26 protein-coding genes and 1 other annotated feature are annotated in these 24,618 nt (G+C 38.2%); of the genes, 24 read left to right on the top strand and 2 right to left on the bottom strand.

Annotation, left to right across the window (positions count from 1 at the left end; genetic code table 11):
• Positions 1-257 precede the first annotated feature (257 nt).
• Together JZO85_RS01755 and JZO85_RS01750 are read right to left on the bottom strand one after the other, a co-directional pair.
• On the bottom strand, positions 258-929 hold the full coding sequence (locus JZO85_RS01755; RefSeq protein ID WP_207106783.1) for an O-methyltransferase: 672 nt from the start codon (positions 927-929) through the stop codon (positions 258-260).
• Complete coding sequence (locus JZO85_RS01750) at positions 929-1,576, bottom strand: uracil-DNA glycosylase (RefSeq protein ID WP_207106782.1); 648 nt, start codon at positions 1,574-1,576, stop codon at positions 929-931. Before JZO85_RS01750 ends, JZO85_RS01755 begins: the two co-directional genes overlap by 1 nt.
• Before the next feature lie 110 nt (positions 1,577-1,686).
• Positions 1,687-1,758: a sequence feature (ribosomal protein L21 leader region), on the top strand.
• 20 nt (positions 1,759-1,778) lie between these two features.
• On the opposite strand from JZO85_RS01750, the gene rplU reads away from it, so the two are divergent.
• The 24 genes from rplU (at position 1,779) to JZO85_RS01630 (ending at position 24,379) form a co-directional block, all read left to right on the top strand.
• Positions 1,779-2,087: a 50S ribosomal protein L21 gene (gene rplU, locus JZO85_RS01745; protein ID WP_010740661.1), complete on the top strand. Its 309-nt coding sequence runs from the start codon at positions 1,779-1,781 to the stop codon at positions 2,085-2,087.
• 17 nt (positions 2,088-2,104) lie between these two features.
• Positions 2,105-2,455 (top strand): ribosomal-processing cysteine protease Prp, encoded by a 351-nt coding sequence (locus tag JZO85_RS01740; RefSeq protein WP_207106781.1) that lies wholly within the window; start codon positions 2,105-2,107, stop codon positions 2,453-2,455.
• Between the two features lie 12 nt (positions 2,456-2,467).
• Entirely contained in the window at positions 2,468-2,761 is a 294-nt protein-coding gene (rpmA, locus tag JZO85_RS01735; protein ID WP_010745708.1) for a 50S ribosomal protein L27, read from the top strand.
• Between the two features lie 802 nt (positions 2,762-3,563).
• The gene (locus JZO85_RS01730) at positions 3,564-3,860 is read left to right on the top strand and encodes a WXG100 family type VII secretion target (protein WP_207106780.1); all 297 of its coding nucleotides are present in this window, start codon (positions 3,564-3,566) and stop codon (positions 3,858-3,860) included.
• Positions 3,861-3,921: 61 nt separating this feature from the next.
• Positions 3,922-7,296 carry a type VII secretion protein EsaA gene (gene esaA / locus JZO85_RS01725; protein WP_207106779.1) on the top strand — a complete coding sequence of 1,125 codons (3,375 nt, stop codon included), beginning with the start codon at positions 3,922-3,924 and terminating at the stop codon, positions 7,294-7,296.
• A complete protein-coding gene (locus JZO85_RS01720) occupies positions 7,289-7,771 on the top strand; it encodes a hypothetical protein (protein ID WP_207106778.1) in 483 nt (160 codons plus the stop codon). The genes esaA and JZO85_RS01720 overlap by 8 nt, the downstream gene beginning before the upstream one ends.
• A 12-nt stretch (positions 7,772-7,783) precedes the next feature.
• Positions 7,784-8,056 carry an EsaB/YukD family protein gene (locus JZO85_RS01715; protein WP_207106777.1) on the top strand — a complete coding sequence of 91 codons (273 nt, stop codon included), beginning with the start codon at positions 7,784-7,786 and terminating at the stop codon, positions 8,054-8,056.
• Positions 8,043-9,212, top strand: coding sequence for a type VII secretion protein EssB (essB, locus tag JZO85_RS01710; RefSeq protein ID WP_207106776.1), 1,170 nt, complete (start codon positions 8,043-8,045; stop codon positions 9,210-9,212). The genes JZO85_RS01715 and essB overlap by 14 nt, the downstream gene beginning before the upstream one ends.
• Entirely contained in the window at positions 9,193-13,650 is a 4,458-nt protein-coding gene (gene essC / locus JZO85_RS01705) for a type VII secretion protein EssC (protein ID WP_207106775.1), read from the top strand. Before essB ends, essC begins: the two co-directional genes overlap by 20 nt.
• Before the next feature lie 240 nt (positions 13,651-13,890).
• The gene (locus tag JZO85_RS01700) at positions 13,891-14,370 is read left to right on the top strand and encodes a hypothetical protein (protein ID WP_242550161.1); all 480 of its coding nucleotides are present in this window, start codon (positions 13,891-13,893) and stop codon (positions 14,368-14,370) included.
• Between the two features lie 58 nt (positions 14,371-14,428).
• A complete protein-coding gene (locus JZO85_RS01695) occupies positions 14,429-15,535 on the top strand; it encodes a DUF4352 domain-containing protein (RefSeq protein ID WP_207106774.1) in 1,107 nt (368 codons plus the stop codon).
• A gap of 77 nt (positions 15,536-15,612) precedes the next feature.
• The gene (locus JZO85_RS01690) at positions 15,613-16,497 is read left to right on the top strand and encodes a hypothetical protein (RefSeq protein ID WP_207106773.1); all 885 of its coding nucleotides are present in this window, start codon (positions 15,613-15,615) and stop codon (positions 16,495-16,497) included.
• Positions 16,498-16,515: 18 nt separating this feature from the next.
• Positions 16,516-16,962, top strand: coding sequence for a coiled-coil domain-containing protein (locus JZO85_RS01685; protein WP_207106772.1), 447 nt, complete (start codon positions 16,516-16,518; stop codon positions 16,960-16,962).
• 13 nt (positions 16,963-16,975) lie between these two features.
• On the top strand, positions 16,976-17,257 hold the full coding sequence (locus JZO85_RS01680) for a hypothetical protein (protein WP_207106771.1): 282 nt from the start codon (positions 16,976-16,978) through the stop codon (positions 17,255-17,257).
• Between the two features lie 6 nt (positions 17,258-17,263).
• Complete coding sequence (locus tag JZO85_RS01675) at positions 17,264-17,908, top strand: DUF4176 domain-containing protein (protein ID WP_207106770.1); 645 nt, start codon at positions 17,264-17,266, stop codon at positions 17,906-17,908.
• Positions 17,909-17,922: 14 nt separating this feature from the next.
• Positions 17,923-19,203, top strand: coding sequence for a T7SS effector LXG polymorphic toxin (locus JZO85_RS01670; protein WP_347401776.1), 1,281 nt, complete (start codon positions 17,923-17,925; stop codon positions 19,201-19,203).
• Positions 19,190-19,753, top strand: a complete 564-nt coding sequence (locus JZO85_RS01665; RefSeq protein WP_207106768.1) for a hypothetical protein — start codon at positions 19,190-19,192, stop codon at positions 19,751-19,753. The genes JZO85_RS01670 and JZO85_RS01665 overlap by 14 nt, the downstream gene beginning before the upstream one ends.
• Before the next feature lie 41 nt (positions 19,754-19,794).
• The gene (locus JZO85_RS01660; RefSeq protein WP_207106767.1) at positions 19,795-20,094 is read left to right on the top strand and encodes a DUF4176 domain-containing protein; all 300 of its coding nucleotides are present in this window, start codon (positions 19,795-19,797) and stop codon (positions 20,092-20,094) included.
• 165 nt (positions 20,095-20,259) lie between these two features.
• Positions 20,260-20,964, top strand: a complete 705-nt coding sequence (locus JZO85_RS01655; protein WP_207106766.1) for a hypothetical protein — start codon at positions 20,260-20,262, stop codon at positions 20,962-20,964.
• Between the two features lie 6 nt (positions 20,965-20,970).
• The gene (locus tag JZO85_RS01650) at positions 20,971-21,534 is read left to right on the top strand and encodes a hypothetical protein (protein WP_207106765.1); all 564 of its coding nucleotides are present in this window, start codon (positions 20,971-20,973) and stop codon (positions 21,532-21,534) included.
• Positions 21,535-21,876: 342 nt separating this feature from the next.
• The gene (locus JZO85_RS01645) at positions 21,877-22,419 is read left to right on the top strand and encodes a hypothetical protein (protein ID WP_207106764.1); all 543 of its coding nucleotides are present in this window, start codon (positions 21,877-21,879) and stop codon (positions 22,417-22,419) included.
• Positions 22,420-22,463: 44 nt separating this feature from the next.
• Complete coding sequence (locus tag JZO85_RS01640) at positions 22,464-22,763, top strand: DUF4176 domain-containing protein (protein WP_207106763.1); 300 nt, start codon at positions 22,464-22,466, stop codon at positions 22,761-22,763.
• Positions 22,764-23,175: 412 nt separating this feature from the next.
• Positions 23,176-23,643 (top strand): hypothetical protein, encoded by a 468-nt coding sequence (locus JZO85_RS01635; protein ID WP_207106762.1) that lies wholly within the window; start codon positions 23,176-23,178, stop codon positions 23,641-23,643.
• The gene (locus JZO85_RS01630; RefSeq protein WP_207106761.1) at positions 23,633-24,379 is read left to right on the top strand and encodes a hypothetical protein; all 747 of its coding nucleotides are present in this window, start codon (positions 23,633-23,635) and stop codon (positions 24,377-24,379) included. The genes JZO85_RS01635 and JZO85_RS01630 overlap by 11 nt, the downstream gene beginning before the upstream one ends.
• Positions 24,380-24,618: the final 239 nt, after the last annotated feature.

Genomic DNA, 24,618 nt, shown 5'->3' with positions numbered 1-24,618 from the left:
AAAGGCGGAAATTCAAAAAGGTTTCAAATTTCCGCCTTATATTCAGTGTCTAGCTGCACGAACTAGCTTTTTTTTGTTAAATATGAGGAGCCATTTCTCAAAATTTTAGTCTTATTATTCAGCTAACTCCTAGTAAGGAAATCATTTTTCAAAAAACTCGTGAGAAATGAATCTGATTGTCGTTGCGCATACCATTCCGCTAATAACGCTAAAGAGTGAAGTGGAACTGGCAAAGCTGAGCGAGTTCATTCCGCTTTTCAAATTTTATTTTTCGAGATTAATGCTACGCCATCGCCCAAAGGAAGCAAAGTAGAAGAAAGGTCTGGTGATTTTGTCACTACTTCTAAAAATTCATTTAATTTGCGATGGATCGCCCGATTTTTGCGAGGGATTTCCTCAATCGGCTGCAAAACCGTTCCAGCTTGGAAAATATCGTCCACCATCAAAATGCCGTCATCTGATAATAGACGTAAACACTCCGGCAAGAAGGTAATATATTTTGATTTTGCACTATCCATAAAAATAAAATCGAATGGTCCTTCTAGGGTTTTCAGCAGATCCGCGGCATCCCCTTCTAATAAGGTGACCTGGTCATCTAAACCTAATTTAGCAAAATTCGCCTTCGCCTTTTCGATCATCACAGGAAATCGGTCGATTGTAGTAATCTGAGTTTCTTTACTTAGAGATTCTGCCATTAAGCTGGCGGAAAAGCCGATCGCTGTACCAATCTCTAAAATATTCTTCGGCTGCTTTTGTTTCAATAAGAACTGTAAAAAGACGACTGTCTCATGAGGAATCACCGGTACACCATTTTCATGGGCCAATTCTTCTAATTCACCTAAAGAACCAGTTAATTGTTTTTGTTCGGTCCGTAGATAGTGCAGAATATCTTCATTAATAATTGGGCGATACATCATTTCATTACGCATTATACTTCCTCTTTCTCTAATAATTTACCTAATATCAGCCAGTCGTCATGAATTTTTTCACTCAGAGAACGATTATAAAAAATTGCTGCCGGATGAAAAAGCGGGACGACTGTGTATTCTTTTTCTGATTGTTGATAGTTATCTTGTTTGTTGTTCAGCTCCAGTATAGGTCCGTGATAAACAGTGCCATGACTATCGCTGATTTGCCACTTCGATCCAAGTAATCGGTGCAAACCAATATTACCTAAAGTCGCGATGATTGTTGGTTGAGCTTGTGCTAATTCATAATCTAAAATCGGTGCGTGAGCTAAAACTTCTTTTTTAGTAGGTGTCCGATTCGGATAAACGGTTTCAATTTCTTGTGTTCGTTTGTTTACTCGTTCCACCACTTTATAAGGACGGCTTCTAACCGCACTAGTAATATAAGTATTTTCTCGCGTGAGTCCAATTGATGCCATCGCTTGGATCAGTTCTTTTCCAGCTGCACCAGAAAAGGGGATATGATTCTCTACTTCATTCCGACCGGGTGCTTCACCGACCAGCATCAGCTTTGGTCGAATCGGTCCTTGACCGGCGATAAACCCTTCTAGCTGAAACCCCTTTGAACGTTCTGTTACCAGATCAACTAATTCTGTTGGATAATCCATCGTTACCACCTCGCCTTATTATAGTAGAAAAAAGCCAGCGCTACGTCAATAAATAATCATTGACTTGACCTATCTTTTTTAGTAAACTATGAATGTTGTAATTGTGGAACCCACAGCTACAACCGCACAGAACAAGTTATTAAGAACTTCGGTCACTTGGGATGGCGAGTCTAAGTATATTATATAAGGAGGTGCCACAAGCATGTACGCAATCATCAAAACTGGCGGTAAACAAATCAAAGTTGAAGAAGGTCAAGCAGTCTACATTGAAAAATTAGACGTTGAAGCTGGCGAAAAAGTTGTCTTCGACCAAGTTGTTTTAGTAGGAGGCGAATCTACGAAAGTAGGAGCTCCTATCGTTGAAGGTGCAACTGTTGAAGGAACTGTAGAAAAACACGGCAAACAAAAGAAAGTCGTGACTTTCAAATACAAACCTAAAAAACATTCTCACCGCAAACAAGGTCATCGTCAACCTTACACTAAAGTTGTCATTGACTCAATCAAAGCATAAAAAAGAAGGTGCCTAAGTTGATCAAAGGTACATTCAATCGAAATCAAGCAGGACTAATTAGCGAATTTACACTGACCGGTCATGCAGAAGCGGGTCCTTACGGTAGTGATATCGTCTGCGCAGCTGTCTCTGCCTTAGCCATCAGTACTGTAAATAGTCTAGATGCACTAGCAGGTGTCACTCCGAATATCGAAACCAATGATACTGAAGGTGGTTATCTTCATGTGGCGTTGAAGGAAGATGATTCGATGACCCAAGAGCAGATGAATATCTCGCAGATCTTGTTAGAGCATCTATTATTAGGCTTGCAATCAATCGAAACTGAGTATTTGGATTTCATCGAGATCCAAACAGAATCTAAATCATAGGAGGTGCAGCTCATGTTATTGAATATGAACTTACAATTATTCGCCCATAAAAAAGGTGGCGGTTCAACTTCTAACGGACGTGACTCAGAATCAAAACGTTTAGGTGCTAAACGTGCTGATGGTCAAACTGTTACTGGTGGATCAATTCTTTATCGCCAACGTGGTACTAAAATTTTCCCTGGTGTAAACGTAGGTATCGGTGGCGATGACACATTGTTTGCTAAAGTTGACGGCGTGGTACGTTTTGAACGTAAAGGTCGCGACAAAAAACAAGTGTCTGTATACCCAGTCGCTCAAGAAGCATAAAATTAATTAGCTCTCTCCCTTGTTGTTCAAGGGAGGGAGCTTTTTTTGCGTTATAAAGAAGGTATAAAATTCTCATATTACTAAATAGCTTTACAGCAGGTATATCCATAGTTGAACGAGTTCGCGAAGCCTTTCTTGTTTATCTATAGATAGAAATTTGTGATACTAAGTTTAGCCAAGCAGTAGTAACAAACTATGATAAAACAGAAGTTAATAAACTAATAAGAAAAAATGTGAGATCTGATAAACCGGCATAGGTTAGTGTTAGTTAATTTTATAAATAGTTAAGATCAATTCGTTCAAATGGATGGGTCTTTTTTGTATAGTTTTCTTTTTCTATTAGAACCTCTTATTTTTTTATTAGAAAATAATTAGATCGGCCTGCCGTTCAGGGTTGAAAAATTACCTTTCGTGATATTATATTATTTTTATTGTGATTTGCTGTTTTCTTTTACAGCGAAATGTGATATTTTAAATTAGGTTATCAATAATGATTATCATCTATTAATACCTGTATGGATTCTAAGGATACGCAGTTGTTCTCTCGAATATCAGAAAGCAGTAATCAAAATCTGTTGTTTTAATCATGTTTTATACGAAATGACAAAAGTTTTCTTATGCATATTTTGAACCATATAGTTTTGAATAATGAATCATTATAAAAAAATAAATCAATAAAGTATAACTAGAAATTAATACTAACTATTTATAATAACTTGTTTGGTTAGTTATATAATCAAAAAAGTCGTTGTAAAAATGCTAGTGTTAAAATAACTTATATTTTTTTAGGAGGAGTTATCAAATGTCGGGAGCAATTACAGTAACACCAGAACAGCTGAAATCACAAGCCAAGGTTTACCAGCAGGCATCAGCTCAAATTGAAGATGCAATCCGCAAGGTAAATTCGATGAATCAAACGATTTCTCAACAATGGCAAGGTGAAGCGTTCCGAGCGTACTTAGAACAGTACAATCAATTAGAAGGCAACGTGAAGCAAATGGAAGAACTGCTTGAAAGTATTCACGGACAGTTGAACAAATATGCGGATACCGTTGCAGAACGTGACCGTCAAGATGCTGGGTCATTCGGATTAAATTAAACAAAAGACGAAGAATGTCAGCACGGTCGTTGTGCTGGCATTTTTTGTTTAGGAGAAAACTATGCAGAAGAAGAGACAAAATAGATATTCATTGCTAGGGATAACGATTGGCGGAATTTTGCTGGTCGCCGTACTACTTTTTTTTGGTTTGAAAGATGATAACTTGAGAAAGGCAGCGGAGGATCAGACTTCTCAGGTCACATATGCTTTGGTAAATGAGGATAAAGGTGCGAAATTTGATAATCGACAATACATATTAGGCAGAGATTTTGTTACCTTAATTAACAATGATTTGGATCATAATTGGCAGACGACTACAAGAAGTGTAGCAGACTCTGGGATTTCGAATGGACAATTTGATGCGGTAATCTATATCCCGCAAAATTTTTCTGAACGTCTGCTTGATTTGAAAAGTATTGCACCAGATCAGGCGGTCATTGATTATCAAGTGAGTGAAGGACAAAACGAGTTAACCAATCAGGCTGTTCAGATGAAGGTTGATAGTATTTTGAAAGAATTCAATCAGCGAATTGTTCAAATGTACTTTTCCAGCATTATCGGTAATCTTTCTGAGGCCCAGAGAAATGTAAACACTATTGTTCAAGGGGATAAGGAGACCCACACAGAGTTAGCGGCAAATATCCAGAGTCCATTTAAGGATTTACCTGATGGTTTTTCATCCGTGTTGGACGTTTCTAGTATCTTGGATGCTGATAATAAACGTTTCATCGCCGAACAAAAAGGATTTGTCGATTCTGTGAATCAATTACTGGATTCGAATAATGAGGGGTTGAACAGTTCTAGTGATTCAGTTGAGAAGAATAAGGAAACTGTGGATCAATTTACGGAAGATGTAAATAAAAAAATAGAAGAAGCCATTGAACAGTTCAACGAACAAGTAGAGCTCCAAAAGCAACAATTGGAGACGCAATGGGAAAATGATTTGACGAATTATCAGGGGCAATTTGCTGGATTGAATCACTCCTTGATGCAGCAGATGAATAATTTCTATCAAACGGATTCAGACTCTTCGAAGACCAGTGGCGTATTGGCTGATTTTTATGGACAGGCCGCCTCTTTCAAAGAAAATCAAGAAGAGCGTAAAGCGGAAATAAAAGCTGAAATCGCACAATTAGATGAACAGGTAGAGTCTTTAAAGGTGCTGCAAAAAACAATCGCTGACACCTATTATGCTGACGGAGAAAAAACACCTGACAACGCAACCGATGAAGATGTGAAAAAAGCGATATTAAAAATGGCGGATCTTTCTGCTAGTCAGAATTCGTCGAAATTGAAAGATCAGTACCTGCACGTATTGAACGACAAAATCAATATGTTGAATAGGGGAGAACTGGAAGCGTTACTGGATCTACTTGCTAACGAAGGGAAAATTACAGCGTCGCAAGCAGAGCAATACAAATGGGAGCTGGAAATTATTGGTCGATATGCCAGTGATTATGGCGTTGCTTTTAATTCAGGTCCTACATTTACCTATTTGTCCAACAGTGATATGCCACATATAAATCCAGTTGATATCGTTCAATCACAAACATTTGTCATTCAACCTAATGGAACAACGACGCTTGATTTAGATTCGGGATCTAACGTAGAAATCAAAGATGTTGCGGTACTTGCAGCACAGATCGAAGCAACACTTGATAGTCAATTGGGTGCGTATGATTATGACGCTGCAGTGACGGCAACTTCTTCAAAAAGACTAACCATTACTACTGCGTTGAAACCAGGCGGAACACCACCTGTGAATTTACCAAAGCAAATTGGCGTGACAGTTCAGCCAACGATTCAATGGACGTTGTCGGATATTGAATTAAAAGATTCCTTCGTCAACCTTTTATATAGCTGGCGAGTAAATGGTTCTGAACAGGTTTCGGGTTATTACGCGAGCTTTGTTGATAAAAAAAGTCCGTTAATCAATGATTTGCCGCACATTTTAGCGCAATTTGAAGCATTAGGCAGTTGTGCACAACAGATTATGACGCTTTTTGCTGACCCAAGTCAACAATCCAGTGTAGCTAGTTATGTTGCAACAATCAACGATCCGGCAAATCTTGGATTGAAATTAGAGGATTTTGCGACTAGCGAATCGATTTATCATTCATATGACAACATCACCGAGGACGCTAAGAAGAATTTGATTCAAAATTCTTTGGTAAAAGAGTACAAGGCAGCGGGAGATAAGCTTTATCGACAAACAGAGGACCAAATCAATGCGCTACTCCAAACAATCGGAACAGAAACGAATGCGGCAAATGAAAAAAATACGTTATATAGCACGCTGCACTTTATGATGGAACCAGAAATGTTGAATAAAGAAGCACAGAAGTTAAATCAATGGTTTGCTGAAGCAAATAAACAAATCGCAGCAACTTATGGCAGCTGGAAAGAGGCGGATAAAGTTCAAGCAGAATCAATCATCAACGATGAGAATCCTCATCCTGAATCTGGCGATACAAAACCAATTGCAGAATCAACTGCATCGATCGTAGATTCAATGAAGCAGCTGGTCGAAACAGCGAAGCAATCCGCTGATTCAACAAGTAAATCGGCTGCTGAAGTTGAAGATGTGGGATCGAAAATCGAGGACCTAACGAAAACAACAAAAGAGGTTCACGGAAATGCCAATAAGGTGCTAAATAATTTGGACAAGGTAGTGAAGGATGCCAATGAAAAAGACACGACCAACGATATTTACAGCAAAAATTTCGATAAGGTTCTTGCCAACACTCGCCAAGGTGGAGCAGATAATCAAAAAGTCTTTAATTTCTTAGCTAGTCCGATGAATACATTGGGTGAGTTTGGTGAAAATCGGACGATCTCAGTTATTCCTTACTATCTAACCTTTATCGGGACACTTGTCGCGATTTTTATCGGCTATGCTCTTTCTTCCAGTCTTTTTGAACGCCAGCTTCGGCAGCATGACTTTTTTGTTACGCAAAGTCGTATTTGGGAAAATACACCAAACGCATTACGCACATTAATCATCAGCGTTATCATCGCAGGCTTTGTCAGTGTGCTGACAGCATCAATGATAACGGTGAAATCAACAGGCAGCTGGTTGAGCTATACATTCTTAGTTTTCTTGATGTGTCTATTATTCGCTACTGCAGGTGCAAGGCAATTTAGAAAAGCTAGTTTGTTCGTAGTGGGACTTCTTTTTGGTTTCTACCTGATGATGACTCCGCTTTTAGGAATGACGACAACACCTGGAAGCTTGGTTCGAATCATATTTAGACTCTCACCTTTACAGAATATCGAGAATGGGTATAGCGCACTAATCAACGGTGTGTCGATTGGCTGGCTGACCTATTTGAGCTTGATTCTTTTTGTGGTGGTGGCTTTAGGAATGAATTTCTTAGTGAACATACAAAAAGATGCATTGGGTGAACCATTAGGACAGGTGATTGATCATGAATAAACGGAAAATCATCGGTTTATTGTTGATCTTAATAGCTACTGGATTATTTGGGAAAGAAGCTGTAGCGGAAAATGGCAAACTGGTCATTAATAATCAAGTGATTTACGAGAAAAACAAGGAAAAAGAAGATTCGATCGAGTATCTGATTGCACCTGATTTATTTCTAGATAATAAAACGGCAAGGGATCAGCAGAATTTGGCGGCTCGTGAAAAAATCACGCGACTAGCCAAGGAGAAAGTGTTTGTTACAAAGCAATTGCCTGAAACTGGGAAAGAAGTAAGATCCTATGAAAAAAAATTATTCCTAGAGAATTACGAAGGAGCAGTCGCTCACGTGAATCAAAGGACACAACGTTCCAATTCGATACCTAAAGGACTGATTTATCTTCTTGCGAGTGCGGTGATCCTGGGGATGCTGGTGTTAGGAATTTTTCTTGGACGTAGATTTTCGACAGTTTTTGTTAGAAAAAATTAGGAGGCAACAAACTTGGAAGGTAAAACAGCAATCAACATTGGTCTGCATTTTAATGAACAGGTGATCGATCTGCGTATCCCAAATCGGGTAACACTGGAGCAGTTGGTCCCCTTGCTGCAAGAAGCTTTGACAATCATGAATGTCACGCTGCCAGAAAGCTTTTCCTTAGAGCTGATCAATAAACCAATTAGGATCAATCCGCAGCTGCCATTAGCTAATTATCCAATCAGCGATGGCGATCAATTATTTGTAAGAACGGAGAAAGAAAATAATGGAACGAAATGATGGGACAACAACGATCGAACAAACATTAAATCAAGAAGCGTTAACGACACGCTTAACTGCGAATCAGTTTAAGGGAACGATGATCGCGCAATATCAGTCGATTCTAGAGCAAACGGATGATTGTTTAAAAGGGAAAATCACTCAGCATACTGAAGAGGAATTGATAATCAATTATGAAATCCCAACGCTTGGGGAAACGACAGCGAAACTAGCAGAACGGTCAAGTGAGTTGGAACGACTAGAATTGGCACAAAAAATGCGCTTTCTATTAAAACAGCACCAGCAATTGATCAATCCTTTTGTACATCCGGAAAATGTATTTGTCGTTGGTGATACTGTTCGATTAGCACATCGAGGACTATTAGAAATCATTGCTCCTTTTCAACCAACAGATGAGGTCTTTTTCAAACAATACAAGGCGTTGATTTGTTTTATTTTGCAGCCAAAGCTCGATTTTTCAGGGTTAGTGGATGGATTAGGTGCGGTTAAGCATGCTCTAGTGGAGAAAATTTATCTTGCGGCTACACCAGAGGAGATCGATCAGCATCTTTCAGAATCAATTACGATTCTGCGAGAAAGAAATCGACGAGAAAAGAAGCTGGTGAAGAAGCAGCATTACCGTCTATTCAAGTGGGGAAGTATCGGCCTGCTGGTCGTTGCGATCGGACTGGGGATCGGATTATCCGTTTATGCCGGACGAGTGGTTCCGCTGCAAGAACGAGTGATCGAAGCGGAGTCGAAGTTTATCTTTAATGACTATTCTGGTGCAGCGACAGAGCTGAAGCAGGATGAGGCAGAAAAATTACCGACTTCTGCGCAATATATTTTAGCAGTCAGCTATATTCAATTAGACAGCCTGACTAATGAGCAGAAAGAAGCAGTGCTGAATACCATTTCGCAAAAATCTAGTGAAAACACCTTGCTGTTCTGGATATATCTTGGTCGCGGAAACTTTGAAAAAGCATTAAGCCTAGCGAAAAATATTGGAGATAATCAATACGTTCTTCATGCGTATACCAAGCTATACGATGCGACAAAGGCTAATACCCGAATGGACGGCGAAAAGAAACAAGAGTTGTTGAAGGAATACGAAGAACAAATCAATAACTATGTGAAATTGCTGGGAGGACAAGCCAATGATGACCAAGCTAAATAATCAGCCTTGTCCTTCTATCGATGATCAAATCATAGAAAAGGATAGCATTCTTTTTGATGTTTTTCTTTTTGAAGAGGTCTTTGATCATAGCGAACTGTCGGAAGGACAAACGGTTCATTTTCATGGGGCGGTGATCAAATGTGTAAACGGAAAAATCTTCTTTGAAAATTCTGTAGCATCTGAAAAAGAAATAGTTGTATTGCCTCATTCCGATTTAACGGTCTTTACGACAACGTTGCCAAAAGAGAAGTGGACGATCTCAAAAGCATATGGTTCAGAAATTTGTATAGCCAGCGAAACCATAGGTGTCCTTTCTACTAAAGAAAATAGGAAAGAATTGACATTGGCAGTAGAGGCGAATGGAGAAAAAGTCTACTGGAATGATAAACGAGTGGAACAGCTGGCAACAGAATTCGCTGTGGGTGACCGTGTCATTATCGGCGGCGTCATGATTGAGCGGCGGGAAAAGCAATTTAAAATCACTTGCCTGGAACAAACTATTCACTTGGATTTCCGCAAAGTAATGCCGGAAACAGAAAAAAATGAATTTCCAATCAGCTTTCCTGATTTTCGCCGAAGTCCGCGGATTCATCTTAAGCCGCCTAAAAAGGAGCAGACGGTGACGCCGCCGAGTACAAAAGCCTCAGAGGGAAAAAGTGAGATTCTTCGATCAATCGTTCCGCCGTTAGGAATGGTTGTACTCAGCGGTGCCTCCAGTGTATTGAGTGGAGGAAATCCGATTATGATGCTCAGTATGGGAGGAGCGAGTTTATTAACTGCAGGTTTTTCGGTCTCCAGCTATTTCACGAACAAAAAGGAAACCAAACGAAAAAATAAACTGCGTAGTGAGACCTATCAACGTTATATGATTCAGCAAAAAAAAGAATTGGAACAATTATCCGCTGAACAACGCGAGGCCTTGGAATATCAGAATCCTGAGATGGAAACATTGTCACAGATGGCGAAAGAGTATCATCCACGGATTTATGAGCGGACGGTGATGAATGCTGACTTTCTTCAATTTCGGTTAGGGACCGGTGAGATACCAACGAGTTTCAAAGTTGATTTTCGTAAAAACGAAAACGAAGTCGATCCCTTGGCTGAATTTGCCGAAGAAAAAATAGTGCGACCACATCAAACATTAAAAGCAGCACCAATTACTACTACTTTGTTGGATCAAACAATCGGATTAGCTGGGACACCAGAAAATCTGCAAACAGCAGTTCAAAGCATTTTATTCCAAATATCTGTGTTTCATTCTTATCGGGATGTTCAGTTTATCGCTCTATTAGCAGAGGAGGATTATCAGGAGAAATGGCAGGATTGGCGTTGGCTGCCGCATTTCCAATTACAGCAATTGAATTTACGCGGTATGATCCACAATGCTCAGAGTCGCGATATGGGGCTGAACTCCTTTTATCAACTGATTTCGAAACGACGCCAGCAGCTGAAGGAATCGGAGAAGAATGAAAAAATTCAATTTTCTCCCCATTATGTGCTGACGATTTTAGATGAGAGCTGGTTGTCCGGTCATGGTTTGAATGAATACTTGGCCGAAGACATGAGTCAATACGGGGTTACTGTTATTTGGGGCAAGGAAACGGCGAATATGCTGCCGGAAACAACGACGACGATGATTGACTATCAAAGCAGCGAGGCGGCCACCTTGGTCAATGAAAATCATGTGTATGTCAATCAATTTTTCCGTCCAGTTCATTTGCCAAAGGAATTTACCGTGTCTGAAGCCATCCAACGGTTGGCGAATTTGAACCATGTGGAAGTAGAAAAAAATGCGATTCCGGAAGCGATCGATTTTCTTGGCATGTATGAAGTCAAAAGAACCGAGGAGCTGCAGATTGCTCAACGCTGGCAAAAGGCTAATACCTCGAAGTCATTAGCGGTGCCGCTAGGGTTACGGGGAAAAGATGACATTGTGTCATTGAACTTGCATGAACGCGCCCATGGTCCTCACGGGCTGGTTGCCGGGACGACTGGTTCTGGTAAGTCAGAAATCGTGCAAAGCTATATCTTGTCTTTGGCGGTCAACTTTGCGCCGGAGGATGTCGGATTCTTGCCGATCGACTTTAAAGGTGGGGGAATGGCGAATCTATTTGCCAAATTGCCGCATCTGTTAGGATCCATTACCAACTTAGATGGTGCAAGCTCTGCTCGCGCCCTGCAAAGTATTCGCGCGGAGCTGCAGAAGCGTCAACGGAAATTTGGTGAGTTCGGGGTCAATCATATCAATGGATATACCAAGCTTTATAAACAAGGAAAAGAAGTTGCTGATCCCGTTGAAAAGAAAAAATACCCAAGCGATCCATTGCCGCATTTATTCCTGATCAGCGATGAGTTCGCTGAATTAAAAGCCAACGAACCTGATTTTATGGCGGAGTTAGTTTCCACTGCCCGGATCGGTCGATCATTAGGGGTTCACTTGATTTTGGCAACACAAAAACCAAGCGGCGTCGTGGATGATCAAATCTGGTCCAACTCTCGGTTCAAACTAGCGTTGAAAGTAGCGGATCCTGCCGATTCAAATGAGATCATCAAAACACCTGACGCGGCAAGTATTACCCAACCAGGTCGTGCGTACCTGCAAGTCGGAAACAATGAAATTTATGAATTGTTCCAATCTGCTTGGAGCGGTGCAACGTACGATCCAAATGCGACTCATGAGGAAAAAATCGATGAACGAATCTGGTGGATCAATCATTTAGGTCAATATGAATTATTGACGATGGACCTTTCAGAAGATGAGGTTGCAGTCGTTAAAACGGAAGAAGAGCAAACCCAGTTAGACGCAGTGGTTGAAGCAATTGCTGACTACGCAGATCAGTCTAGAGCGGTTCTACCTGATAAGCCTTGGCTGCCGCCGTTAGAAGAAGTCATTGATACACCAGTGATTGATTTAGCTGAATGGAAAAAGGAACGTCGCTTAGCTGTACCATTAGGACTAATGGATATTCCGACACGTCAAGAACAGGTGAATTTTGATTTTGATTTAGAAAGCTTTAGTCATACAGCGGTCTATGGGTCACCAGGGTTTGGTAAATCAACCCTGCTGCAAACATTGCTTATGAATTTAGCACGGCAAAACAATCCGGAACAGGTTCAATTCAATCTCTTTGATTTTGGAACAAACGGTTTACTGCCATTAAAAGATCTGCCGCATGTAGTGGATCATGTTCGCTTAGAGGAAGAAGAGAAGCTGTTGAAGTTTCTGAAACGAATTCGTACCGAAATTCAACGGAGAAAAGAAGCATTCACTGCTTACGGTGTAGCGAGTCTGTCGCAATATGAGAAGAAAGCCGGTGTTTCCTTACCGGTAATCATCACCGTCGTAGATGGATTTGATGCGATCAAGGAATGTCCGCTAGAAGAACCGATCGAATCTGTTCTGAATCAGCTATTAAGAGAAGGCGCCAGTCTAGGGCTTTATGCTGTGATGGCTGTCTTACGAACCAATAGCTTCAAAATGAGCATGTCGAGTAATATTCCGTCACATATTGGTTTGTTCTTAGTCGAAGATGGCGCGATCCGCGATATTGTTGGTCGCGATGCGTTGATCCCGCAGGAAATTATCGGACGGGCACAAATCAAATTAGACATGCCGCAGGAGGTTCAAATCTATCTGCCAGCAAAAGGCGAAAACGACATCGATCGTCTAAATCATCTAGAAGCAGAAATCGAAGAACTGGACCGTGCGTGGGAAGGTAAACGCCCAACAAAGATTCCAATGCTGTCGACTGTCATCAGCTTGGAAGAGTTTTATGGAAACAAAGAAACCCAGCACATGCTGGAACAGTTGCAGCTTCCGATCGCTCTCGACAAAGAGACAACCGCGGTCATAGGATTTGATCCGCGGGAACATGGCTACTTTGTCATTGGTGATGACACACCTCAGCAGACTGAATCCATCGAGCGAGTCATCATGGAAAACTTCAAACGATTGGCCGGACAAGCACAACGAATCATTTTTAATAGTGGGGATCGATTTGATGGCTACTTAGAAAGTGCAGACATGCTGGTCTCTGAAGGCGAGTACAGTACCTTTACTAATGACTTGATCAGCGAAATCAGTGAACGCGAAGCCAGCGGAATACACGAGCCGATGTTCGTTTACATCCCAGATGTCCAGTCATTTAGCGATAAATCCTTTATCACCAGTGAGAACTTCAATCGCTATCTGAAAAAAGGACCAAAAGTTGGGATCTATTTCATTCTGCAAGGCAATCAAAAACAAATCGAAAACAGCTTCGACGATGTCAATAAAACTCTGCGGGCAAATATTCCAGCCGGAATGGCAGGAACTCGCTTGATCGATCAAAGCTTTGTCAACGTGAAGAGCAGCTACAATGAACCGACTGTTGAGTTGGATGAAAGTCACTTCTTTGTAGGCAGAAATGCCTGTCGAGTGAAGTTGATTAGTGAATAAAAAGTGTTGAATTTTGCTATATGGCATAATCCCGTGCACTTTTAATGAGGAATAAATACTAAACACTGAGAATATGGCAGTCGAATATGCTGCCAACTCAGTGTGGCTAAATGAGAACGAAATGGATTTGCCGATAATTGTTCAGCAATGAGATTTCAAAAATAAAGAGACTTGGAAGGATGCTGATTGAAAAGATTCCAAGTCAGTAATAAATTTTCTACAAGAAAAGGAAGAGATACTTTGAAAGAAACGTTAAAAGCAGCAAAACAAAAGATGAAAAACGAGAGTAGGCCGTACAATACGTACAGTTATTATTTGACCCTCCCGATTATATATATTGTTTTATTGGTCCTATCCTTTTTAGGGTTTGATATTGGCAGAACAGTAGGAAATGTCCTTTTTGTGTTAACTATTTTTGCGCATATTGGGGCAGGCAAATTGAAATTAATCTCTAAAAGAAAGCATGTGGCGCCTAGTTTACTTTATGCTGCAAACATCATTTCGCTGCTATTGATTCCTCTGCTCTTATTTGATCTCACAAGTGGTGGTGCCGGGGACACATACTTTGGGCTTTTAGGACTAGTTGTGTTGCCAATTCAAATACTAATGATTGTTTTCTTTTTCATCAGTGCTAATGATATAAAAAAGGCCTATCCAACTATGAAAGAAGATGCAAAAAGTTCTCGTGAAGAGTATTTAATGGCAAAAAAAAGTAAATAAAACAAAAGTGAATCATACCGATAATTTTTATCTAGAAAATAAAAGGGGAGTTTTAGTAATGAAAAAGTTTATGAAAGTGTTATTAGTTAGTAGTTTAGTGTTGATGGTCAGCGGCTGTTCAACGAAAGAAAAAGCAAAATCAGAGAAAAAGGAAGAATCTGCTCAATCTTCGCTGGTCGATTTAAGTGTCGAAGATGGAGCTTATATCGTTCCAATGGATAAGACGACCGGGGATGATGTGAAGTATTTAAGTCTAAACGTCAAGGTAACCAATAAATCAGATAAGAAGCTGGAGGTTATGCCAGATGATTTTGCTTTATACGACGAAGATGGCAAGAAGACTTCCAACGAAGATATCTATAGTTCTGACGATCAGTTCAAATCAATGAGCTATGAATCATTATCAGAGGACAAGAGTCTAACCGAGCCGATCGTCTTTCAGGTAACGAAGGGAAAAAAATATGAGCTGCATTATAAACCAACGATCTTTAATCTTGATGACGCAGAGGATGAAAGTAAAGAAGCTGGTGTTGAATTAAAAATCGATCAAACAAAATATAAAGACGAGACAGAAGAAGTTGAAAAATTAGCCGATCATTATATCCAGACGGTATTCATGGGAGCAGAAGAGAAAAAAGATGAAAAACTCGAATTAGGGAATGACTTAGCAAAAGAAAAACAAGAGTTTAAAGATTCAAGCATCAAATGCCTAAAAAACGAGTTTGAATATTATGAACCCTCAACTCCAGAATTAGAAAAAGTAATCACTGAAATGCAAAACACGAATAAGAATAAAGGAAAAGTCACCTATAAGTTCAACGAGTTTTATCCAAATTTTGCGTCGATCTATGTAAGACCAGAAGTTGTCTTATTCGATAATGTCGATTCTGAAGCGATCGGTAATCAATTCGCAAATGAGAACGAAGGCAAGTATGAAGAATACGATGATGCCCTTGATCGTGATATAGAAAAATATTTTTTACAAGAACTACCAGGAAAACTTGGTTCTTCTCCAATCAATACAGATCCAGACATGGATGGTGAAGGCTACAAAATTAATTTAGAGAAAAAAGATGGCAAATGGCAAGTCAAATCTGAAAAATCTAGCAACAATTACAATTTTGCAAGTTTAACTCAGACATTTAGAGGCGGATTGTACGAGTAACGTTTAGCGATCGTTTGTTTGGACGGGTCTGTAAAGACCTGTCCATTTAAAAAGTGAATAGTAGAAGGAGAGTAACTATGGGGAAAGATTTAGCCAGTTTTTTTGAGTCAAATGAAGAAGAGATAGTAACAGAGTTTTTTTCAATCAAAGACAATGTTTTGCATTTTGATAGTGTTTCTATTCAATTAAGCAACATTTCAAGAATTTTTACAGGCAAGAGAAAACTCAAACTACCCATTCCAATTATTATTGTGTTTGTCGTTTCGTTGTTAGTTTTAAGCTTACAGCCAGTGATCGGCCTAATAGGGATGGGACTTTCAGGTTTTTATCTTTACATGATTTATCAACAGTACAACAATAATAAACAATTTTTAATAATCAACTTGAATTCTGGGTATAACTATTTAATCAATTTTAAAGATGGAGATTTCATGGAACAAGTCAGAACGGTACTGGAAAAGGCGTTTAGTAAAAATACTTCTGCAACAGTGAATATTGCCCAACAAAGGATTATTCAAGGAGATAATCATAGTCATGTTGTGGTTGGAGATTTTGCAAATGTTAATTCAGGTGTCCAGAAAGATAGTGATATCCACTCACATAATTCGAATAGCTATAATGCAAATGATAATAGCACCTCAACAACTATTGGCGACATCAAAGACAGTACAATCAGTTCTTCAACATTTGGGAATCAAAATCAGCAAGTAACAAAGAGCAATGAGGCGTTTGATTGGGCACTTACTAGAAAAGAATTACAGTCGGTCATTTCACAAATAAAGATTGATTCACCGGTAAAAGAAGCAAGTGAAAAAGCTCTAATTGCTGCTGAAAAAGAAGACGAAAAAGAATTTAATGCTGTACTTAAAGAAAATAAATCTATCTTTATGTCTGAATTATTCATGAATACCGCTAGCGGTGTGTTGGCTCAGATTATTTCAACAGTACTTGGGATAGTTTAAAACAAGGGAGGAACAGAGATGGGTGATGCAGCTAAAGAAGCACGAATCAAACAAGCAGAAGCATTAGAAAGTAGAGCGAAACAGAACCAACTTAAATTGAATGAGGTAAATGCAAATAAGAAGATTCTTGATGAGAAAATTGAACGATTAGAAAAAGGGAAAAGCGAGTTAACGACGGCGGTTTCTTCACTGACAAGCTTTAGTTCAAGTGTTACTTCTGAGTTGAAATCAATTGATTCTGGTTCTTTCCAAGGAACACGACGAGATAAATACGATTCAAAAGTTAGTGATGTAGGAACCAAACTGACAGAACTTGCAGATAAGCATAAAGAGAACCAAGAAACTATCGATAAAAAACTAACAGAGCTAAAAGAGAATTCTCAACGATTAGGGATGTCAATCGGTTCTTTGAGTTCCAATATTGCGAATTTAACAGCTCAAGCACAAAGTTTAAGGGCTCAATAATAGGAGGAAGAGGATGGCAAAATCAGGAGTCGGTGTAAAAGGCGGCTGGTCAGGGGATGTTTCCAAAGCAGGGAGTTCCGCAGGAAATATTGGTAAGGTAGCATCTGTCTCTTTTGGACAGACGAACTTATCCCCTTTTACCCAATTTACAGAAATGATCTCAGAGATTAATCGCTCACTCGCTAGTTATAAAGGCATGGCGGAACAAGACGTGACCAAAATGATCAAGGCTGGAGAGAACAAAGCTAAAGATGATAAAGCTGGGGCATCCAGCATGAAAATTGTTGGGAAGTGATAAAGGATGAATCAGCGAAGAGAATTGTGGCAACAGGTTTGTACTGAAGAAAATCTGGAGATGACGAATCTGGAGGAGTTGCAAAGTATCGGTCTATTTTTAGGTGGACAGCCTGTATTGTTTCGAAAAATTAATCTAGCGTTCTTTCAAGAAGAAACCGATTTCGAGTATAAGCCAACCATAGGTGCTCGTCTTCAAGTGCATTTTGATCATGAGAAACAACAAGTAATAATCCAACGAAATCCTGTGGAGCTCACACTGACTTTCGATCAATACTTAACTTACATGGGGCTGATCGATGCGGTTTTTAGTGAAATCTATCCTACTGGAAGTGTGATCGAATTAAATGAAGAGTTGCTTTCTGATGAATTGAAACAGATGTTTGGTGATAGTGAATTAGGTCTTTCCGTATTGATCCATGGTCGAAGGCTCCCCTTCGAGGATTCAACTGCCTGTATCGACTATATCGCCTCGCTTTGGCCATTCGGGATGGCACCAGGAACTGAACCAATCTATGTAACGAATCTGATGATCAAGCGAGTAATTTCATCTGGACTGACGAATGAGACGGAAGAACAATTCGCTTTTGAAGTATTAAGAAAGCAATGGATTGATGAAGGTAAGCGGTCCTATCTATATAAGGTGAGGTGAACCAGTTGAAAATAGTGATGTCTGAAGTAACAGCAGCTAAAACAAGTATCGACTCTTCTAAATCGAAACTTCAAGGACAAATCAATAGTGCCAAAAGTTCTTGGAAAGGCGTCGTAAGCAGCGATGGCTTATCAGGGTCTGTCAAAACAGCAATCGATGCACAAATCAACAATTATCAGATGCCGCTGCTAACGAATTATTATGATGCCATGCATCAATTATCATCGGAGTTTGAAAAAGCCATTAGTGATTTCAAGTCCACGGTGAAAGAAACCAGTGGTTCTGCTATTATTGATACAGATGCGTTAACAACAGCAGAAAGTAAGTTTTCTGATCAATTAACTAAGTTCACCGAGATTGAAACCAAGTTTAAGACTGTCTATAGTTCAATCAGCGATCTGGTATCAGTTAGTGAAGTATCTGGATCAGGATTCACTGAAGAAATGGAGAAGACGAAAAAGGTTCTAACTAACACAAAGGCATGGATGGCAGCCTTTAATGGAAAGAAATCCAGTAAAGCTATCAGTAGTATACTTTCGCAACAAAAAGCACAAATCAATAGTCTCAAAGGTGTTGCAGGGTTAAGCTACACCGATCCAAAATCATTGGAGATTTATCAGAATAAAGCTTTTAAGAATACTGTGAGTAAACAACATAAAAACGTTAGAAAGCTTGAAAAGGAACAACTGATAGCGTATCGGCAAGCATTAAGAAATATTCATCCTTCAATGGCCGCTATGAAAGGGACAATGACAAAAGCAGAGTTGGATCGGATACTAAGACAAATTAATTCTGAGCTTGGTGAAGTTGGAGCGAAACAAAAAAATACAAAAAAATATAACATGAAAGAATTTCCAAGTGGAGTAATTGATTTCGAGATGAGTGTTCTTCTAGACTCTGTATTAGGTACGTTGGAAGAATTTGGGACTGCAGCTTCTTCCTATATTTACAATGTTGGTACAAAAGTTTCAGGAACGAATACTTCATCAGCATTTTATGCAGGAGCAAAAGCCACTGGAGCAGCGAGCAAAGTAGTTCCGATATTAGGTCCAGCAATAGATTATGGCTTACAAAGGCACTCAGGAGAAAGTAAGCAAGCCGCGATGGACAAAACATTAATCCATGTAGCAACAGGAGTAATTATCGGTGCTGGAATTGCTGCTATAGGTTTAACAGGTGGAGTTGCTATCGTTAGTGGTGCTATTGTTGGTTGGGCTGCTGGAGAAATAGCAGACAGTGCGTATGATTCAATAATGAAACCCAAAAGGAATAAAAAAAATAATGGAAAAAAATAAAAATCAACAAATTTATATATGCAAAACGGATGACAACAAGATAATTTATTTTAATAAGGCGACGTCTAGCTTTGGAAGTGTGTATTATTCTGAAAAGAAAGTTAGTCAAGGAGTTTTACTTACTACAAATTTACTAAGCTATGCTTTTATCCGACAGTTTGATTTTCTAGTCATGAATAATGAATATGAAATATTTGGTGTATTACTTACTGTATTGTTAGGGGTAACATATGGAGTGTTGGCAGGGGTGTTGAAGCGGAACCAAGTATCTAAAAGAGAAATTGTAGTTAAGAGAATGAGAATAGACCAAAAAAAATTAGATAATTATCTCGCATTAGCAAATGTCGAATTAGATCAAAATAAAGGGGTAGTTTTTTTTCTATTCTTCGGAACCTTACTTTGTATCATAGCATTCCATATTTCTGGTTCAATATACCTTTTACTTGGTGGAATGATCTTGATGAGTATGGGAGTGTTTTATTTAATAGATTACAATTTGAAAGTTAGAAAAAAGTTGTATGCGGAGTTAAAGGAAATGAAAATCAAATAGATGATTGACTTTCAAAACTATTATAGAAGGAGACTTTTGAGATGGAAATTTATCCAATTGGTACAGTAGTAACACTTATAGATGGCGAGCAACAATTAATGATTACATCAAGATTTCCACTATACGAAAATCAGGGAAATAGTGGATATTTTGATTATGCAGGCTGTATTTTTCCTCAAGGACAAATAAATGAAAATAACTATTTTTTTAATGAAGAGGATATTAAGATAGTTCATTTTGAAGGATATAAATCAGAAGAAGAAATAAAGCTACGTAAAGATCTAATGAAGCAAGTTCCATTAATCAGATATCCCAAATTGTCTGTAAATGACACATATTAGACTTTTTCAATAAATAGCGAGTCTAATATGTTTCTTTAGAGGATGGTTATTATGTGAACCATCCTCGTACATAACTAGAAATCTAGTATTATAGTAGCATATCCTTTTCAGAAAGTATTTTTTTGTCAAAAAGCTCAGCTAGGAAGGCTATCTAGTACTAGTGGGATGAGTTATACCTCGCCAGAAGCATTGACTATATTCCAAGATAAAAAGTTCAAAAAGCAGATCGACAAAGAACACACAAAGGTGAAAGGATTTGAACAACCCAAAATGGCTGCGAAAGTACGAAAAGCAAATAATCACGGGCTTGCCCAGACATCTATGTACTATGGCGTGGATAAGACTGAAATCAATCAGGTTGGTCAAGGGATTAATTGGGTCGCGGGTGTGAGTGGAAACAAACCAGAGAACACTCGGATTAAAGAGGTTCAAGGTGTCATCACAGATATCGAATTAAATGCATTAGAAGAATACGGTGGAGATATATCTAAATGGTTCCTAAATAATTCTTATAAAATGGGAAATAAAGCTTTTTCAGTCAGAATAGGCAATCAAGTATTTCCGATAACTTCGGCATCAGCGATATATTCAGCGAGCAGTTCTGGAGTAAAAGTGATAGGTTCTGCCTCAAAGGGAGCACCTATAATTGGCTCAGTTATCGATTATGATGGACAAAGGAGTGATGGAGAAAATGCTCAAGCTGCAATGGATAAGACCTTAATACATGCTGGTGCTGTTGTAGGATCAATCTTTGTTGCTGCGAGTGCTCCAGCTTGGCTAGTAGTTATTGGGACCGGTGTTTCAATTTCGGGTGTGGGAAAAATTTCAGATGCTGCATACGATGCTATTCAGGAAAAGGGGAAAAAGTAATTAATTATGAATGATAAACATTTAAACCCCAATATCTATATTTGTAAGACAGATGATGGAAAAAAGATTTACTTTAATAAAGAATCGAGAACGTTCGGCAGCATTACTTATTCTGGAAGAAATGTTGGAGTAGGTGCTACTGTAACGGCCAGTTTGATTGGTTCCTTCTTTTTTAGGAGATTTGATCACATTATCTTAATACCTAAACATGAAATAAGTGGACCTATATTGGCTGGAATAATAGGCATTTTTTTCGGCTTCTTGGCAGGGATGGTGCATAAAAGACTGTGGTCAAAAAAGCAGCTTATTGCAAAGGAGATTAAGGTAGACAAAGAAAGTTTAGATAATTTTCTTGTTCTAGCTAATGTAGAGTTGGATGAAAATAAGGGTTTGTTACTTATATTGTTCTTGGGCGCAGCAATTTCTGGAATAGTCTTTCATCTTGACAGAGAAATCTTATTGTTAATAGGTGAAGCAGTTCTAATTTCAATAGGGGTTTATTATTTTTATGTATATGATTTTAAAACGCGAAAAAAAATATATGCCGAATTAAAAGAAATGAAAATCTAGTTGATGTATAAGAGTTCATTCCACCCTTAGAATTATGCTGGGTAAATTTTCGGAAAGAGAATACCATATTTCCTTTATGATTCCGTAGTTCATTGTTTTAAAACTGTTGTAATGCTGATAAAGGGGAGCTCATGTATTTCATAATTGATACTGACAAAGATAGAAACCAGACTTTCTATGACAAGAAAAGAGAAAAAGTGGCTAAAATTAAGGCAAAAGGAACAGCTAGTATATCAAAAGGTAGGTAATAGTAGACAAGAAATTAAAAAAGAACTAATTAGTAGATAAATTGTAAGAAACTTGGCAACATCAGTGAAGATTCTTATTGATTGCGGAGGGAATATGTATTTCATAATTGATACAGACAAAGATGGCAACCAAACTTTCTATGACAAGAAAAGAAAAAAAGTTGCTCAAATAAAGGTGAAAACAACGGCAAGTACATCAACGGGTAGTGGTAGTATGTTTGGAGTGATTTCGCTGAGCAATGTATTAGTATCCACGTTACTGTTCAAATTGAATATTTCAGTCTTTAGCATTTTAATTTTTATTTATGGAATTTCAATCATAGCAGGTATTTCGGTATTTTGCTGGTCAAAAAGCTATCAAACAAAATTACTAGATAAAAATACTATAGATTGTTCTACAGAAGAATTGCTTGTTATCTTTAAGGAATCTACTTCAAATGAACGTAAGGGATTAATTAAATTGCCGCTATTTTGTATATCTTTTGGTTTTTTTTTGGGAGGAGTTTTCTATTTTTATAATGATGCTATTTTGTTATTAGTTCTAATATGGTTAATAACATCAATCGGAGTACTGCTACTATGTGATCCAATTATTTACTATCTTTTCATTAAGAAAAGTTTAATGAAAATGAATTGATCGAAAATTAAAAAACGTTAATTGTTCAGGAGGAATTTATAAAAATGGAATTGTATTCGATTGGTACAGTGGTGAGCTTAAAAGCTGGGGAACAAGAATTAATGATTACTTCGAGATTTCCCTTATATAATAATGAAGGAGTAATAGGGTATTTTGAATATGGGGGATGTTTATACCCGCAAGGAGAAACAAATGAGAACAACTTTTTCTTTAATAGCGAAGATATTGAAGCTGTGTTGTTTGAAGGGTACACGACAGAAGAAGAACTACAATTACGTGAGTCATTTAAAAAGCAGATTCCAGAAATCAAGTATCCAAAACTTTCAGTGAGTGATACGTATTAGTAAATTCTGCTAGGCAGCAGAAAAATGAGCTGCCTACCTACATAAAGAAATAGAGAATTAATTTCGAAGACAGAGCTGTAAACAACATAAACAGTAAAGTATCTTCTCACCAGGGGCATTAACTATATTCCAAGATAAAAAGTTCAAGAAACAGATCGACAAAGAACATAAAAAGTGAAAGAATTTGAACAACCCGAAATGGCTGCGAAAGTACGAAAAGCAAATAATCACGGGCTTGCCCAAACGTTTATGTACTATAGTGGGGATAAAACTGAAATCAATCAGGTTTGGTAAGGGTTGCTAATTGACGGGGGAAACCTCACTTAAAGGTTCAGCCATGAAAAATGATCAATAATAATTAAGAAAGATATGAATTAGCCAGTTAATAAATTAGTTCTATAAAGGGGAAAAAATGAAATATAAATATGATTTACTTTCAACAAAACTCAAAGTCTTAGCATGGATTGCTGCACTAAGCATAAGTATTTTTGGGGCAATATATTTACATTCGAATTATTTACAAGTCAAAATGTTGGGAACGTGGGAAGTCATCGATACGGAGCTAGGGTATTCGATTGATAATGAGCCTAAGGATGTAGTTATTGCACGAAATAGGATCAAAATAGATACATTAGATGACATATCAATAGAGTATGGGGGAAAACATAGTTCTAGCAATTTTAGTCGGAAAAATGAAAAAAATGAAATTCTCTATTATTTTGAAGGACCAGATGCTGCAGAAGGAGAACCAGACCACCTACTTGTCTATAACAAGGAAAATCCTGAACGTATGATATTAGCAACATTTCCAAATGATCGTGAAAATGAAGAATTCAATGTATTTGTACTTATGAAGAAAGGACAAAGCTATGAAGAATAAGCAGAATCTAATAATAAAATACCGATTTCGTCCGTTCATTATGCTGTTGCTCATAGTATTTTTACTCTTTCTAGGGTTTTTGACCGCCGGCATGTACGTAGGGCAAGAATGGTTCATGTTTCTTATAATGCTACTCATAACTTTTTTTATGGTCTGGGGTATATTAGCACAGCTGGTAGTGGTCAAAAAAGATTTTCACATAAAAATAACTCGTCAATCTAATGCTATGGAAGTTGATATAGGCAGGCTAACTAAAAAAATCAAAGTAGTGGATTTGACTAAAATTCATGGAGTAGCCTTACAGGTTCAAACTATTAAATCAACGACAACTTACATCGTTCAATTGGCAACTGATCCAAAAACCTGGGGAATGTTCTATCAAAAAAAAGAACAGCTTATTCAGAAATATATGGATGAGTACGAAGAAATGTACATCGTGTTCAATATTATGAATCAGAAAGATGAAGATATTCAACAATTAATTGAGTGCCTGATTGATTATGGCATAGAGTTAATACCTTTTACTCCATCAGTATTAGGGAGTTATCCAGGAGTTCCCAAAAAGAATTCTTCTAAATATACGATATCCACAGAAAAAGTAATTTTAGGGTCCGTTGAGAGAAAAATGCAAATAAAGCAATGGATTAGCTATTTTCTTACTATACTAATAGTAAGCTATCTTTTATTAAGTTTGATTTTTCGAGTTTTAGGAACATTCCACGGAATCTATTGGTAATTAACAAATGAAAATCAGCAACAGATAGGAGTTTATAAGGAGAAACAGAACGTAAGAAAATTCATATGATAGTTGTGCAACCTGACCTTTATATACAAAACTGAGAATGAGGATAATGCAACAAGAGTAGTCCTAGAAGAGTAACTCTATAAAGAAAAGATGGCTAAGCTTTTCCATCCAAGACACGGCATGTTTTAAACAGGGATGGCTATGAGCTGGGAGAGCTCGAGAATAAAAAT

Source organism: Candidatus Enterococcus murrayae (assembly GCF_017315985.1).
In the GTDB taxonomy this organism is placed as follows: Bacteria; Bacillota; Bacilli; order Lactobacillales; family Enterococcaceae; genus Enterococcus_A; species Enterococcus_A murrayae.
The sequence above is the reverse complement of the archived record's forward strand: the minus strand, read 5'-3'. Positions and strand labels throughout refer to the sequence as shown.

Coding starts and splice junctions, on each gene's coding strand:
- JZO85_RS01660 (WP_207106767.1), top strand. CDS start 19,795: ATGGAAATTTATCCAATTGGTACAGTAGTAACACTTATAGATGGCGAG.
- JZO85_RS01655 (WP_207106766.1), top strand. CDS start 20,260: ATGAGTTATACCTCGCCAGAAGCATTGACTATATTCCAAGATAAAAAG.
- JZO85_RS01645 (WP_207106764.1), top strand. CDS start 21,877: ATGTATTTCATAATTGATACAGACAAAGATGGCAACCAAACTTTCTAT.
- essB (WP_207106776.1), top strand. CDS start 8,043: ATGGAACGAAATGATGGGACAACAACGATCGAACAAACATTAAATCAA.
- JZO85_RS01750 (WP_207106782.1), bottom strand. CDS start 1,576: ATGGATTATCCAACAGAATTAGTTGATCTGGTAACAGAACGTTCAAAG.
- JZO85_RS01640 (WP_207106763.1), top strand. CDS start 22,464: ATGGAATTGTATTCGATTGGTACAGTGGTGAGCTTAAAAGCTGGGGAA.
- JZO85_RS01630 (WP_207106761.1), top strand. CDS start 23,633: ATGAAGAATAAGCAGAATCTAATAATAAAATACCGATTTCGTCCGTTC.
- JZO85_RS01695 (WP_207106774.1), top strand. CDS start 14,429: ATGAAAAAGTTTATGAAAGTGTTATTAGTTAGTAGTTTAGTGTTGATG.
- JZO85_RS01730 (WP_207106780.1), top strand. CDS start 3,564: ATGTCGGGAGCAATTACAGTAACACCAGAACAGCTGAAATCACAAGCC.
- JZO85_RS01720 (WP_207106778.1), top strand. CDS start 7,289: ATGAATAAACGGAAAATCATCGGTTTATTGTTGATCTTAATAGCTACT.
- rplU (WP_010740661.1), top strand. CDS start 1,779: ATGTACGCAATCATCAAAACTGGCGGTAAACAAATCAAAGTTGAAGAA.
- JZO85_RS01675 (WP_207106770.1), top strand. CDS start 17,264: ATGAATCAGCGAAGAGAATTGTGGCAACAGGTTTGTACTGAAGAAAAT.
- esaA (WP_207106779.1), top strand. CDS start 3,922: ATGCAGAAGAAGAGACAAAATAGATATTCATTGCTAGGGATAACGATT.
- JZO85_RS01650 (WP_207106765.1), top strand. CDS start 20,971: ATGAATGATAAACATTTAAACCCCAATATCTATATTTGTAAGACAGAT.
- JZO85_RS01755 (WP_207106783.1), bottom strand. CDS start 929: ATGCGTAATGAAATGATGTATCGCCCAATTATTAATGAAGATATTCTG.
- essC (WP_207106775.1), top strand. CDS start 9,193: ATGATGACCAAGCTAAATAATCAGCCTTGTCCTTCTATCGATGATCAA.
- JZO85_RS01690 (WP_207106773.1), top strand. CDS start 15,613: ATGGGGAAAGATTTAGCCAGTTTTTTTGAGTCAAATGAAGAAGAGATA.
- JZO85_RS01685 (WP_207106772.1), top strand. CDS start 16,516: ATGGGTGATGCAGCTAAAGAAGCACGAATCAAACAAGCAGAAGCATTA.
- JZO85_RS01665 (WP_207106768.1), top strand. CDS start 19,190: ATGGAAAAAAATAAAAATCAACAAATTTATATATGCAAAACGGATGAC.
- JZO85_RS01680 (WP_207106771.1), top strand. CDS start 16,976: ATGGCAAAATCAGGAGTCGGTGTAAAAGGCGGCTGGTCAGGGGATGTT.
- rpmA (WP_010745708.1), top strand. CDS start 2,468: ATGTTATTGAATATGAACTTACAATTATTCGCCCATAAAAAAGGTGGC.
- JZO85_RS01635 (WP_207106762.1), top strand. CDS start 23,176: ATGAAATATAAATATGATTTACTTTCAACAAAACTCAAAGTCTTAGCA.